Consider the following 14861-nt stretch of genomic DNA (forward strand, 5'->3'; position numbering starts at 1 on the left):
ATGAAAAGTAAGGCATTTATTTTATCTATATTTGCATATTTTCTAATTGCGTTTTCTTCGTATGCTAATATGTTTGATTGGAATGCAAAAAAGGTCGTTGATGCTAGCACTACTGCATGCAACTGTAATCAAGGACTTGCCGATTTAGTGGAAGAACTCATTCCTGCGGTTGTAAATATTTCAAGCGAACAAATCATCAAACAAGAAAATAACAGCAGAACTAGAGTTCCATCTATGCCAGGAAATAATTTTTTTGATGATTTTAGAGAGTTTTTTGAGCATTTTGATCAGTTTTTTATGGATAGGGGCCCTAGTGTTAACAAAGAGGTGGTGTTGCTTGGTTCTGGGTTTATTATAGATAAAGGTGGAACTATAGTAACCAATTATCACGTTATTAAAAACGCCAAAGATATCACAGTTACTATGAACGATAATACTTATTTCAAAGCAGAAGTTTTAGGCTATGATGCAAGAACTGATCTTGCTGTGCTTAAGATTAATTCTGATAAAGATCTTTCTTCTGTTGCATTTGGTGATTCTGATAAAGCAAGGGTTGGTGATACGGTTATGGCAATAGGTAACCCATTTGGTTTGGGTGGCTCTGTAAGCACAGGAATTATATCTGCAAGGTCCAGGGACATTAGTATTGGCACTATGAACGAATTTATTCAAACTGATGCTGCAATTAATAGGGGTAACTCTGGAGGACCGTTATTTGATTTAAATGGAAAAGTTATAGGTATTAATACTGCTATCTATTCTCCATCTGAGTCTGGCGGCAACGTGGGTATAGGTTTTGCCATACCATCTAATTTAGCTATGTCAATTATTGACACATTAAAAAGTGGCAAAAAAATAAAACATGGTTGGCTTGGTGTGCAAGTTCAGCCTATAACGAAAGAATTTGCTGAGTCCTTAGGTTTAAAAGATATAAAAGGCGCATTGGTTGCAAGTATAGTAAAGGATAGTCCTGCAGAAAAAGGTGGGATTAAAGTAGGTGATATATTATTAGAATTTGACGGTAAAAAAATCGATAGAATGACACAATTACCTCAAATGGTTTCAAGAGCTGGACCTGAGAAAAAAGTGCAAGTTAAGTTACTTAGAAAGAGCAAAGAGGTTAATATTAAAGTTGTGATCGGAGAATCTACAAATGATGGCCAAGATAACAATCAAGAAGAAAATAAATCAACATCTGATTATGTAACCGGTTTAACTGTTTCAAATCTGCCAAAAGAATCAAAAGAAAGTAATCCTACAAAAGGTGTGATAGTTACCAATGTAGATAGTAACAGTAATGCCACGCTGCGTGGTATTAAAAAAGGAGACATTATTATCCAATTAGATGGAACCGATATAGAAAATACTAATGATTTTCAAAAACAAGTTGATTCAGCAGTAAAGAAAAACGGTAAAGATTCAATAATGTTGCTCATTTACCGCAATGGAAATCAATTCTTTACTTCGATAAAGTTGAAGAAATAGCACTCGTAGGTTATTTACTAAATTAGCAGCATTGTAAGCCTGTCATTGTAACACCTCAATCTTACAAGACAAATCAAAACTATTAAAGTCTACATTCCATTCACTAAAATACACATATGGATAATATAAATTTTCTAAAATTCATTGAACTGTGCTTTCAAACGGTGGTGCAGGGATGTGAGTATAATGATTATCAGTACATAAAAGTCATAGCAGACAGGCTGGAAGCAGCGAATGCTGGCGAAGTAAGGCGCATAATATTCAATATGCCTCCGCGTTCAATGAAGTCCATATGTATGAGTGTTGCGTGGCCCGCATGGATACTGGGAAATCAGCCAACTGCAAGAATAATAGTTGCAAGTTATTCTAAGTTGCTTAGTGAAAAACATTCGCTCGATACCAGGTGCATAATGCAATCTGATTGGTATAAAGAACTATTTCCAGAGGTAGAACTATCCAAAGACCAGAACACTAAATATAAATTCCAAACAGTTCAGAGAGGATACAGAATCGCAACATCAGTTGGAGGAACATTAACCGGTGAAGGTGGTGACTTTATTATTGTGGATGATCCGCTTAACCCTGCTCAAGCTTTGAGTGAAACATTTAGAAAACGTGCCACAAACTGGTTCGATCAGACTTTAGTAACGAGACTCAACGATAGAAAAAAAGGAGTAATTGTGCTTGTGATGCATAGGCTCCACCTGGAAGACTTAACTGGGCACCTCTTATCCAAGCCAAAAAACATATGGCATCACATTTGTTTGCCAATGATTTCTGAAAATAAGGAGGTTATAGCCTTTCTTATAATAGTCCGAATGCGATAAGATATGTGTTTATGGCTATAGCAGGCCAGTAGCATATTACGGTCTGTTCGGATTATTGTAAAAAGAGCTATATTTATTCAATTAATAACCATACTGGTGTCATTCCAACCCCCCCTCCTGTCATCCCAGTGCCCAGACACTGGGATCCAGAAAATTCAACCGCAAAAGACTGGATTCCAGCATCAAGTGCTGAAATGACACTACCTGCAAGAGTATTATACTCAAGAGAAGAGAATGAGTTATTATATCCCCTGGAGGGAGGAAGAGAAGAAGTTGAGATGATAAAAGTTGAACTCGGGAGTTACGCTTTTGCTGCTCAATATCAACAAAACCCCCTGCCGCTTTCAAGCGGTATAATTAAACAAGAGTGGCTAAAGCGCTATAAAAATTTCCGTGATAATCTCTCACATGTAACTCAAAGCTGGGACACTGCAGTTTCAACAAACGATTCCAGCGACTTTAGCATCTGCACCACCTGGGCAAAAATAGATAATAAATTCTATTTACTTGATGTATATCGAGCAAAGCTTGAGTACCCAAAGCTTAAAGAGCAAGTTCTGTCACTAGCTGCAAGATGGACGCCACACGCAATTTTGATCGAAGCAAAAACGAGTGGTCAACAATTAACACAAGAGCTAAAGGCAAATAGCGATCTACCGATTATCGAAATAATTCCACACAATGACAAACTCACTCAAAATTGTCCCGGTGATAGAGTCTAGCAGGGTTTTTCTGCCACAGCAAGCGGTATGGTTAAATGATTTCGAGTACGAAATTTTAATGTTCCCAGAAGCTTGCCACGATGATCAAGTGGATAGTACGGTGCAATATCTGCAATGGATGAGAAAAACCAACACCAGTGCTTTCAGGGTCAGGGACTTTGGCCCCAACCCTAATAAACCATTTAGATGGTTAAGATATATCTAAAAACCTAAATTTATTTCCCCAAAGCTTCTCACGTACGCTCTACAGAATGTGAGTTTACCTGTTGCACACTACACTCTGTAACCTTTAAAGGGGCACTTCCCTTATGTTGTACAACAGGAGAAGCAGGCGATCCCATAGAAGAAAAACCACTATCTCTATTAGAGTTATCAGGTGACGATAATTGTGCTTCTGCAAGTCGCCGTAACTGTGATTCTTTACTCTCACATAGAAATCTGCTTAGCTCCCTTTTCCCCTCAGGAGTATGCGTCAAGTATAAAAGCCGCTCCTTCCCAGGGGAGAAAGAGTTGGAGTCTAGCTTCTTTTGCAGCTCAGGAGAAAGAAATAGGCGTAGTTCCTTCCTCTCGTCACTAGTAAGAGGTTTTAGTCCACCTGACGCACCTTCATGCGTAGGAGAAGTCACCGCTGAGGATGGATTACTTCTTGCTCTTATTCTAGCTGGGAATGAAGAAAATAGCTTAGACACAGGTGGTTTTTCAGTTACAGGAGTTTCAGGAGTACTTCGCGTTGTATCACGCCCTACATCATGTCGCTTAAGGTTTACGCCATATTGCTTCTTAAAAGGTGAAGAGAGCAATTTTTTTATTTTTTGAAGACCACCCCCATGTTTCTTCTCCGGAGATTTACTATCTTGTGACTTTGCTTCAGAACACTCATCACTACTTTTTCGATCACTTTCATCAGTAACTTGCTGTTTTTCAGGTTCCTCATTAGAAACCTCAAGATTTAAGAATGTTGAATCATCCCATGCTATAGGAGAAGGAGTCAATGATGGCCTATATCTCACTTGCTGACCCCGAATCTCTATTAGCATACTTTCATCAGCACCTTTCGATGATGAAGGTCTACTCTGTGTCCATGATAAACCACTAGGTCCTGGTTGGGTAAACTGCGTTGACGACGTCCATTTATTTCCGGACGTGCTTTGTGATAACAAAGGGTTCATTGGCTGAGACCAAGTACTAGGTCCTGCTTGCACATTTTGAGCAGCACTTACACATTTCTCTATACCCTGACTAACTGCAGTATAACTCAGATGTGAACGTGGCAAGAATTCTCCACTCGTTCCAGGAACATCTAACTTTTTATGCAGCATAAAAGATTCTTCCAACCCTTGCCTGGGAGACTCTCCTAATCCTACACCCTGACTCCGCGTGGGAGACTCCTGTTTCAGTGATGGTTCAGTTAATAGCGTTCGAGGAAGCCCAGGATCAATCTCTATTTGACCATCTTTGTTGATTACAGAGTTTTCTATAATTACAGGAATTAAAAGAGCAATCTGTCTATTGGAAAAAGCATATACACCACCAAATCTACCTGATCGTGTGGTTTCAGTTTGACCTTTAATATCAGTCAAAAGATCATAACCAAATTGAGCATTAATCTTATTTGCCTCACCACGATTTAGGTACCTTGAAATATTACCCTCTTTGATTGTAGGTATAAAAGCAAAGCGATCTCCATTACTTATCTTGTCTTTATCGATAAACTCATCATAGTAATACCTGTGGATTGATATTTCAGTTAAGCGAAAGATTAGCTCGCCTATAGCATCCTTGTAGTGTTTAGCTTTCACTTTTAAATTATCACTGTGCTGAAGGTAAAAATTATACCCCACCTCTTTTTTAGAAGCTTCTGTTATATTTCTAATGAAACCAATATTTTCAACATCTTTAACATATACCTTATTGCCATCAATATGATAGAAATCTGAATAACTACAACCATGCTCCTCCATTTGTGCTTGAAGTGCCATCACAAAATACGTTTGCAGATTTGGGCCATTAAACAACAGACATTTTATATAACTAGATGACGGATCCATTTTTGCCTGCTTTATACTTGCGTTTAAAGTCTCTTCAATGCGTTTTTTACCAAGATGATGTTTTTCATCAATTTTCTTAATCACTCGGTCTTCGACATCATTTTCAAATTCCTCAGCAAAGTGCACCTTGAGATTAAAAATTACTCTAGAGTCTATAGGAACTGTGAGCTTAGTTATTCTTGTTTTCTTGTCATACTTTAACCATTTCTTATCAAAGTGAAATGGAAAAGATTCAAGATCAAAAACGTGACAAGCTACAAACTCATCAGAATAATATTCTCTTACTAAGTCTCTTGCCATCTGTGATAAGTACCTCTTTGCAGAGCCCTTATCACAGTTAAACTTAACGACGATATTATCGCCTTCGACAACAAAATTAGTGTTAGTCCTGGAACCGTAATTACTAATGTTAAATGCATTAACCAGCTCCTTAACAAGACCTAAATTATACATATTCATAACTCCTCCCCTATCAAAATATTACTTTTCTTTATTTTTACTCCCAGCCTTATCAGCTTTAGTACCACTCATCCTCGTATAAGGATACTTACCACAATCATCAAACCTACTACGACCCTCGTGCATGTCTGGTCCACCACCTTCTCTAGGATTAGCTTTTAGCCAGGCAGCAGAATCATACCCACCAGAGCCTACCTTAAAACGAGGATCTCCTTGTGAACTAGAGCTCGCTTGTTGTTTTTTATCCATAATACCCTCCGTTAATAAAAATATTATGTAATCTATATATTATAAATAAATCATAAGTGCAACAACTTTTTTGCATTTTCATAAATTTTTTTTTCATTTCCCTTTATAACCTCCTTTAGGCTGAACATTTATAGAATTAAGTTCTGATTCTGGTGAAATTTGATCCTGCTCAGCAAGTAATTCACCGCAAATTTTATCTATATCAATTGTTTCTTTGCCAGTATTACTACTCTTTTGTCCACCAATTGACCCTACTGTTTCTTTGCTAGCATTACCACTATTTCTCATATTTTGCTCACCAGTTGACCCTACTGTTGGTGTCTGCCCGCTAATATTCATGCTTTTCTTTTCTGATTTTTCACTAGACCGCCCTGTCTTTTCAACAAATATTGGCCCCTTCTCCGCAGGTTTCTGTGGACACACCTCTTTCTTCGGTTCCTCCTGCTTCGCTTTTTTCTCTTCTTCCACTTTTGGTTTTGTTTCTTTTACCTCGCGGTTCTCATTGTTTATAACCTCTTTAAATATAGGAGGCATTATAGGTTTTGGTAAAAGATCAAGTTCTGGTTTGCTCAGAACAACCGGCCTTACAAATCCGGGTGAAACGTCAAAAAGGAAAACTGGCACTTTAGGTTTTTCTCTTTCATCCACTTTCATTTCTACGTTTTCGCAAACTTCTTTATTTTCTTCCTTTAATGATGTTTTTTCTGCTTTTTTATCTTCCTTTTCTGTAGATGCCTCTACCGCAGCCGCCAACTCAACTCCAAACATCTCTGCGAACATTGTAACAATCCATCCGACAACGGCCATTTGTAACCTGAGTTTCAGATCTTGCAATGCAGTTAATCTTTCTAACGCCCTTGCAAACTCTTCTTCTGATAACTCACCACTGCCTAATTTCTCCTGCAATTCTTTTATCTCTTTGTCCAACCTCTGATTGAAACTTAAATCGCGTGCAAAAATCTTCTTGATTAACTCCTTAAGCTTATCACACAAAAACTTCATTATCGCAGCAATCAGGTTTTTTTCTTTCTTCTCCTTGAGCATTTGGTAGATTTTCGGATCATCTACATCTACTTCAAAAAGGTTGAAGAGAGATTCAAAGAAATTCCATAAATCTCCGAGTACTCTTCCTTTTTCACCAGTGAAGTAATCCTCATCATCACCTTCTCCGATATGTAGCTCTGCTTGAGATGATATTTCATCGACACAACTAGAAGCCTGACGCTCACACTCGAGCCTCCTGAGCAAATCTTGTCTGGTGAGCTCCTCTACGCACTGCCTCTATTGTCTGATATAGCTAAAGTGACTTACGATAATTTGAAAAACAAAAATTCGTCATTCCGCTACTTGTTAGCGGAATCTATACCGCGAATGAATCGCGGTATGACGTAGGACTGCTGTCATCCCAGTGCGTGACACTGGGATCTCGTTCCTTAACTTTATAGTGTAAATTATTTCAAATTGTGTCTAGCTGCAAGTATAATAATTTCCATTTATAGATAAAGTATGTTGCAAATGTTATGCCAAAGAGTATAATAAAATCTATATCAAATACTTTACAAGAAAAAGTGGGATATAGGCAAAAGCAAATATTAATAAGGATAATTTAAGAAAAGCGCATGCTAGAGTTTGAAGAAGCAGTAAAAATAAAAATATTATTGAAAGGTTAAATAGCACATGATATAATATATATATAGTGTAAAAATGTAAATAATTTTATTGGCATCTTTACATTAATAGTTCTTAAATATTTAGTACTGTAGAATTAAATTATTAAGTTTTATGAAGGAAGTAAAAATGGTGGAAAGCTTTTCAGGTAACAACAAAGGCAGTAATTTTATTGAGGAGGCAAAAATAATGGAAAATTTTTCAGATAATAACGGAAACGGTAGCTCAATCTTCCAAGGAAAAATCAGGGAGCAAGATTTCTCTGCAGAGCAGAAGTTAAATGAACTAAAAGCAGCCATAGAGGAGCTCACCAGACAAGATTTGCTCAGGAGGCTCGAGTGTGAGCGTCAGGCTTCTAGTTGTGTCGATGAAATATCATCTCAAGCAGAGCTACATATCGGAGAAGGTGATGATGAGGATTACTTCACTGGTGAAAAAGGAAGAGTACTCGGAGATTTATGGAATTTCTTTGAATCTCTCTTCAACCTTTTTGAAGTAGATGTAGATGATCCGAAAATCTACCAAATGCTCAAGGAGAAGAAAGAAAAAAACCTGATTGCTGCGATAATGAAGTTTTTGTGTGATAAGCTTAAGGAGTTAATCAAGAAGATTTTTGCACGCGATTTAAGTTTCAATCAGAGGTTGGACAAAGAGATAAAAGAATTGCAGGAGAAATTAGGCAGTGGTGAGTTATCAGAAGAAGAGTTTGCAAGGGCGTTAGAAAGATTAACTGCATTGCAAGATCTGAAACTCAGGTTACAAATGGCCGTTGTCGGATGGATTGTTACAATGTTCGCAGAGATGTTTGGAGTTGAGTTGGCGGCTGCGGTAGAGGCATCTACAGAAAAGGAAGATAAAAAAGCAGAAAAAACATCATTAAAGGAAGAAAATAAAGAAGTTTGCGAAAACGTAGAAATGAAAGTGGATGAAAGAGAAAAACCTAAAGTGCCAGTTTTCCTTTTTGACGTTTCACCCGGATTTGTAAGGCCGGTTGTTCTGAGCAAACCAGAACTTGATCTTTTACCAAAACCTATAATGCCTCCTATATTTAAAGAGGTTATAAACAATGAGAACCGCGAGGTAAAAGAAACAAAACCAAAAGTGGAAGAAGAGAAAAAAGCGAAGCAGGAGGAACCGAAGAAAGAGGTGTGTCCACAGAAAGTTCCGGAGAAGGAGCCCGTGGTGAGAGGGAAAATAGCTGATTTTATAAGTATAGGAGCATCTACTGGTCGCAGCAGGGATGCAAGTGAAAGTGCTAATGGAAGAGGAACCACGTCTGCTGATAAGTCTAGCAGTATTAGTGGAAAAGAATCCAAGTCTACTGATGAGCATAAAACAGATGACCCTTTTGCTAAACTTAGAGAAAAAGTTGCTCAAAGGAATGCCCAAGCTGATGTTAAGCACGATTATCCAATTGGTCATTTTCAAGTTTCATCAGGAACTACTGATAATGGAAAATCTAGTGCTGATCAGCGTAGTTCTGCAAGTGATGCTAAAGAAAATCCTAAGTCAAAATTTACTGATGTACTTGAGGAACCTGCAGCAAGAGGAAATGGTAATACACCATTGAGATAGCTAGTGTTAGCTACTTGTGTGATAAAGAACACTGGATCTCAGTGTCTGGGCACTGGGATGACATTCTATGTTAGAATGGCTACTAAGGCGACAAGAAAAGGTCTCTTTTTGGTACCTCTTTCTTGTCATCCCAGCGCGTGACGCTGGAATCTAGAAACTAGAGTTATGAAAAAAGAGTGAATAAAAATTTTTAAAAAAAAATATAAAAAAGTGCTTGCACTTAATTTTATTTTTAGTATACTAGTTACATAATATTTTTACTAGAGGGTAATATGCATGGTAGTAATGATAATGGTGGTGGTAATAAGTGGCCTTCACATAAAAAGGTTGAGTGGATTGGTCCTGATAAGTATAAAAACTACGAGCAACAAAGTGAAAGCAGTAAGCCTAATACACAACTGGGTAGTAGTAGTGCTACTAGTGCCGGTAGTAGTAAAGATAAAGGAAAAAGCAAGTAATGTTGTTTAGTAAACATTTTAATGGGGGAGTTATGAGTAATTCTGTAGAAAAGCTGGTTAATGCATTTAACTTAAATAATTATTTTTGTGAAAGGGTTAATACTAATTTTACTGTAAAAGGTAACAAGATTGTTGGGTTATTTGCTGATGACACTGACGTAGCAGAATATCTACATAGAATAGGAGAGGAAATAATAAAGCAGCACTACAGTAGTGGAAGTGAGGTAGCACGTAAATATTATAACTTAAATTACTTTCCATTTGTTTTAGGTGCTAATCCTAGCAAGAAAAAAAGTGACATAAAAGGTGTAATGGAAGTAAAGCTTGCAGATTCTGTAAATCGTGAAGTAATCCATAACTTGAAGATTCATTTAGTTAATGAGTTTAGGAGGGCTGTAATATTGAAACTGGTTGCACGTTTACAAAAAGCAGTAGGAATAACGGAGGAAAAAGCGCATGAATGGGTAGGAAAAACTTTTGGAATAGCAGCAACAGGTAAGTCTTCTTCTTATCTATACTGTATTGTTTTTAGCGACGAGTATTTGAGGAAGGAGGGGTATGATTCAGAGACTTTTGAATTACTTAAAAGGGAGTATATTAAAGAGTTTTACTTAAGGTTAGAAAACTGTGGCCTTAAGAGTTCAGACTTTTATGAATATAAAGATGATATGTTGTATATTAAAAACATTAGCGATAAGGTAGTCAGGAGTGTAGCAGAATATGAGAGGGGGCGAGTAGCGCTTGATTTTAGAACTCCAGGCACAGAAGATTCTAAAGTTGAGAATTTTAAGGATGTTCTTGGCGATTTTATTTTCAAATGGACAGGAAAACCAATTAATGCTTATGGATATGATATTTTTGCAGATGAAGGAAAAATAGGGAGTGGCAATAATTTTGTTCTTATACCTTTAACAAAAGCGTGTGATGATCAGCTTGAATTTTTAAAGCGTAAGGATGTGTACAAAATTAATATAGAATATAAAAATCTTATGAGTGATATCAGAGGCAAGACAGCAGATCCAGATATTAACAGTTGTGAAAACCCAATTTACGCTTTCTCTAATAAAGGAATTGCTCAGTTACTTCCTAAAATTATGGAGTCTGCAATTACATATAATAAAGAAAACAAACGTTTTGAATTTGCAGTTGATCCTGGAAATTTTAGGAGACGTGACTCGATAAGAGGTAGTCAATCCTCCTCAACAGTAAATTCTCCACTCAATTCTCCTACACATGCAGGACCGAGTGGACTAAGAACACCGCCCAACCAAAGAGACAGAGATAGTGGTTATGATAGTAATTCACCTCCGAAACCTAAGGATTCTGGTTCTTCAAGTGGTGGTCCAAGTTCTGGCTTAACTGAATTGTCATCACCGACACAGGAGTTTCCCAAGCGAAGTCGTGGTAAAGGGTTAAAGAGGCCTCCCAGGCAAGGATCAGAAAGAGAGGAAGGAAAAGGGGGGCTGTTTCAGTTGGTGCCGGGGGAAATAGATCCAAGTCAATCCACTTGTGGTCAATCACAGCTATCTTCCGGGGAAATAGATCTAAGTCAATCCACTTGTGATCAATCACAGCTATCTTTAGGTACTGGTGAAGGTATGCTAACAGAGGATAATATTCCGGATCAGAAAAGATCATCATCGATTCCTCCTCCTATAGCATGGGATGATTCAACATTCTTAAATCCTGAGGTTTCTAATGAGGAATCTGAAAAACAGCAAGTTACTGATAAAAGTGATCGAAAAAGTAGTGATGAGTGTTCTAAAGCGAAGCCACAAAAGCAAGAACGTGATTCGGTGTATTCAAGTGCAAGTACTCCTGAGGGTTCTGTAAGTAAAAAACCATCTTTAAGTAATCCACCCTCAGGAGTGACTTCTCCTGTTACTGAACCAGATGATGGCGGATTTCTCAATAGACCAAAAATACGAGCATTACGTTCTAAAACGAATGGTGGTATTCCAGAACCCTTGCCACAAGATGCCGTAAGCAAGCCAAATGTGCCCGGGGACCGTAATTCTAAAATTTCTAAAGATAGTGGTTTCGAGTCGCTTGAGCGGCCACAGTCGAATTCTTCTATCACTACTAGTACTGTTCCAGGGATATCTGAATCAAGGAAAGATCTAAATCCTCCCGTAGACAATAAGCGGCCACAGTCACTGCCACTTGCGGGTTTTTCTACTTGTGCTAGTAATGAAACAGTAAAAGCTTTTTTGTGTTTTCTAGATTATTTTTCTTCTTCTGAAGGGAAGAAGCAACTACCCTCACTTCTTTCTTCTGAGGCGGGAAAGCAGTTATCCTCGATTTCTGATCCTTGTGAACAGGAAAACCTACTAGACTTTCTTTTTTCTACTGAGAGGAGTAAGCAACTATGCTCGCTTTTTTCTTCTGAGAATAAACAACAACTGCATTCACTTTTTTCTCTTAAGGGAAAAGAGCTACTGTTTTCACCTTCTCCTGAGGGGCAAAAGCTGATACCTTTAGTTCTTTCTCCTAAAGGGAAAGAGAAACTACCCTTACTTTTGTCTCCTGAGGGAGAGCAAATATCCAAACCTTTCTCTCCTGAGGCAGGCAATATAATATCCTTACTTATTTATTCTCGTGTAGAACCTAAAAACATGTCACACCGTTCATTTCGTGACAAATTAGCAAAATGGCTTCACCGTAATTCTTCACTCTCAAAATTGGCTTCTCCTCAAGAAAAACCTCTTACTAATGACGAGAAGAAGGAACTACGCCCATTTCTTTGTCCTAATCTGCAGAAGAAACTAGATTCCAACTCTCTTGAGGATGAACAGTTAAAATACTTGCTGTATACTCCTGGTGGGAAAGAGAAGCTAGACTTACTCCTTTCTTCTCCTGAGAAAGAGGAGAAGCAACTACACTCAGATTTACCTCTTAAGACAAAAAAAGGCTTACTTTTTAAATTCTTTGGTGATGAACAAGAAATTAGTCGTAACGTTTCTACAAGTTCTGCAGATAGTGGTTTAGGGAAGTCGCTTGAGCGGGGACAATCACCGTCGCTTATTGAAAAGTTTAATGATAAATCTCTTATAAATTCTAGGGTAGATTCTCCTAATATCAAGAAATACTTGCAAGAAGGAAAAGAAGTTTTTGTATAAGCGGTTTGTACCTAATCCACCGCTCTCAGCCACCTAAGCGTTTTATTAGGGTTAGGGCCAAAGTCCCTGACCCTGAAAGCACTGGTGTTAGTTTTTCTTGTCCATTGTAAGTATTGCATGGTACTAAATGTTTAAAAAGTATTAATATAAAGATATCAATAAAATTATTTACACTTTCATGCTATGCCCATAGCATCATATATTACTTAACCTTACAATAATTTTTTTATTCTTGCTGCTTCTTCAAACTCCAAATTTTTAGCATGCTCTATCATTTGCTTTCTCAAATCATCCTTATTAGTATTTACTTTCGGTTCTGCTATTGCCCTCTCTTGTAAGGTGTTTGATATAGGTTTTATTATAGTCTTCGGGATAATATTGTGCAATATATTATGTTCTTCTTGTTTTTTTCTTCTTCTTTCGGTCTCTCTTAATGCACGATCTAAAGAACCAGTGATTTTATCTGCATACAAAATTACTCTACCCTCAGCATTACGCGCAGCACGACCGATCGTTTGAATTAATGAAGTTTCTGATCGCAAAAATCCTTCTTTATCAGCATCCAAAATTGCAACCAACCCACACTCTGGAATATCAAGACCTTCCCTCAGCAAGTTAACACCTACTAAAACATCGATTTCTTTAGATCTCAATTTGTATATAATTTCTATTCTCTCCAGCGCACCAATATCAGAATGCAAATAACTCACTCTCATATTTAACTCACTCATATATTCAGCTAAATTTTCAGCCATTTTTTTCGTCAATGTAGTGATTAAAACACAAAATCCCTTCCCTATTGTCACTTGTGCCTCATGAATTACATCATCAATTTGACTCTCTATTGGTTTTACAATGCAGATTGGGTCCGTAAGCCCTGTTGGACGGATAACTTGCTCTATAAATACATTACTGGTCTTTGCCAACTCATACTTTCCGGGAGTGGCTGAAATGTAAACAGTCTGCGGCCTAACTCCCTCCCACTCTTCAAATTTTAATGGACGATTATCAAAAGAGGAAGGGAGCCTGAAGCCATAGTCGATCAATTTCTTTTTACGCGCCTCATTACCACTGTACATCGCACCAACCTGAGGAACGGTGACATGACTCTCATCAACAAATAAAATTACGTCTTTAGGTAAATATTCAAACAAAGTAGGTGGTGGATCCCCAGCTTCCATTCCATAGAGATAACGCGAATAATTTTCAATACCTTTACATATTCCTGTTGTTCTCATCATTTCGATATCAAAATTAGTGCGTTGCTCGAGGCGCTTTGCTTCAACAATCTTGTTTCGCGAGTAGTAATAATCCAAGCGTTCATGCAGCTCTTTTTTGACTAGTTCAATTGCCTGCAACAAAGCCTCACGCGGGGTTATGTAATAGCTATTTGGAAAAATGGTGATTTTATTTACGCCTTTGGTAACATTGCCCGTTATAGCATCAACTTCAGAAATTTCTTCTATTTCATCGCCAAATAACGATAAACGCCAAGCTTTATTTTCATAATGGGAAGGAAATATATCAACAATATCGCCGCGCACTCTGAAATATCCTCTCTCAAACCTGGCATCAGAGCGCTTGTATTGAAGATCAGTTAAGTTGCTCAGGAAATCATTAATACGAATTTTATTTCCAACACTAAGCGGTATGATCATGCTGCGGTAGCTCTCAGGCGAACCAAGACCGTATATGCAGGAAACACTGGCAACTACGATCGTATCCCTGCGCTCCAAAAGGGAGCAGACGGTGGAATAACGCAGCATCTCAATTCTTTCGTTAATTGCAGAATCTTTTTCGATATAAGTATCAGTTTGTGGTAAATAGGCTTCAGGTTGATAATAATCATAATAAGAAATGAAGTATTCAACAGCATTATGGGGAAACAATCCTTTCATTTCCTCATAAAGCTGTGCTGCTAAAGTTTTATTGTGTGCCATAATTAATGCAGGCCTGTTTGTCCTTGCAATAACATTTGCCATAGTAAAAGTTTTCCCAGAACCAGTAACTCCAAGCAAAACCTGATCTCTTTTATTGCTATTTAGCCCTGCAATTAAGCTATCGATTGCCTGTGGTTGATCCCCAGCCGGTTGAAAATGTGTAGCGATTTGAAATTCCATAGACTTTACTTACTATCTTTGATTCATTGTATAGTAAACACTATATTGCTTTTAAGATAAGTTGTATAGCTATCGTAAAGCCATAAAACATTAACCAACAATGTCATGCAAGTAGCTGACACTGGAATCTT

At 37.7% G+C, this 14861-nt stretch carries 8 protein-coding genes and 2 pseudogenes; 6 read left to right on the top strand and 4 right to left on the bottom strand.

The annotated features are described in order from the left end of the window. From AAGD79_RS06180 to terL, 3 genes and pseudogenes are all read left to right on the top strand, one after another. Positions 1 to 1485, top strand: coding sequence for a DegQ family serine endoprotease (locus AAGD79_RS06180; protein ID WP_012673276.1), 1485 nt, complete (start codon positions 1 to 3; stop codon positions 1483 to 1485). A 116-nt stretch (positions 1486 to 1601) separates the two neighbouring features. Then, positions 1602 to 2279, top strand: a pseudogene (locus tag AAGD79_RS06185) (hypothetical protein); the annotation flags it as partial. A gap of 104 nt (positions 2280 to 2383) precedes the next feature. Further along, positions 2384 to 3239 (top strand): annotated as a pseudogene (gene terL, locus AAGD79_RS06190) (phage terminase large subunit); the annotation flags it as partial. 28 nt (positions 3240 to 3267) lie between these two features. Here terL and AAGD79_RS06195 read toward each other — a convergent pair. The 3 genes from AAGD79_RS06195 to AAGD79_RS06205 form a co-directional block, all read right to left on the bottom strand. Further along, positions 3268 to 5535 carry a hypothetical protein gene (locus tag AAGD79_RS06195; RefSeq protein WP_341811310.1) on the bottom strand — a complete coding sequence of 756 codons (2268 nt, stop codon included), beginning with the start codon at positions 5533 to 5535 and terminating at the stop codon, positions 3268 to 3270. A 27-nt stretch (positions 5536 to 5562) separates the two neighbouring features. Further along, positions 5563 to 5790: a hypothetical protein gene (locus tag AAGD79_RS06200; RefSeq protein WP_015589227.1), complete on the bottom strand. Its 228-nt coding sequence runs from the start codon at positions 5788 to 5790 to the stop codon at positions 5563 to 5565. 93 nt (positions 5791 to 5883) lie between these two features. After that, complete coding sequence (locus AAGD79_RS06205) at positions 5884 to 7038, bottom strand: hypothetical protein (RefSeq protein ID WP_341811311.1); 1155 nt, start codon at positions 7036 to 7038, stop codon at positions 5884 to 5886. Positions 7039 to 7587: 549 nt separating this feature from the next. On the opposite strand from AAGD79_RS06205, the gene AAGD79_RS06210 reads away from it, so the two are divergent. From AAGD79_RS06210 to AAGD79_RS06220, 3 genes are all read left to right on the top strand, one after another. Further along, the gene (locus AAGD79_RS06210) at positions 7588 to 9033 is read left to right on the top strand and encodes a hypothetical protein (protein ID WP_410541947.1); all 1446 of its coding nucleotides are present in this window, start codon (positions 7588 to 7590) and stop codon (positions 9031 to 9033) included. Between the two features lie 272 nt (positions 9034 to 9305). After that, the gene (locus tag AAGD79_RS06215) at positions 9306 to 9491 is read left to right on the top strand and encodes a hypothetical protein (protein WP_182319534.1); all 186 of its coding nucleotides are present in this window, start codon (positions 9306 to 9308) and stop codon (positions 9489 to 9491) included. A gap of 32 nt (positions 9492 to 9523) precedes the next feature. After that, the gene (locus tag AAGD79_RS06220) at positions 9524 to 12610 is read left to right on the top strand and encodes a hypothetical protein (protein WP_341811313.1); all 3087 of its coding nucleotides are present in this window, start codon (positions 9524 to 9526) and stop codon (positions 12608 to 12610) included. A gap of 212 nt (positions 12611 to 12822) precedes the next feature. Here AAGD79_RS06220 and uvrB read toward each other — a convergent pair whose 3' ends face one another. Next, positions 12823 to 14730, bottom strand: coding sequence for an excinuclease ABC subunit UvrB (gene uvrB, locus AAGD79_RS06225; RefSeq protein ID WP_341811314.1), 1908 nt, complete (start codon positions 14728 to 14730; stop codon positions 12823 to 12825). Between the last annotated feature and the right edge of the window lie 131 nt (positions 14731 to 14861).

The organism is Wolbachia endosymbiont (group A) of Oxytorus armatus (assembly GCF_964027005.1).
GTDB classification, from domain to species: domain Bacteria; phylum Pseudomonadota; class Alphaproteobacteria; order Rickettsiales; family Anaplasmataceae; genus Wolbachia; species Wolbachia pipientis.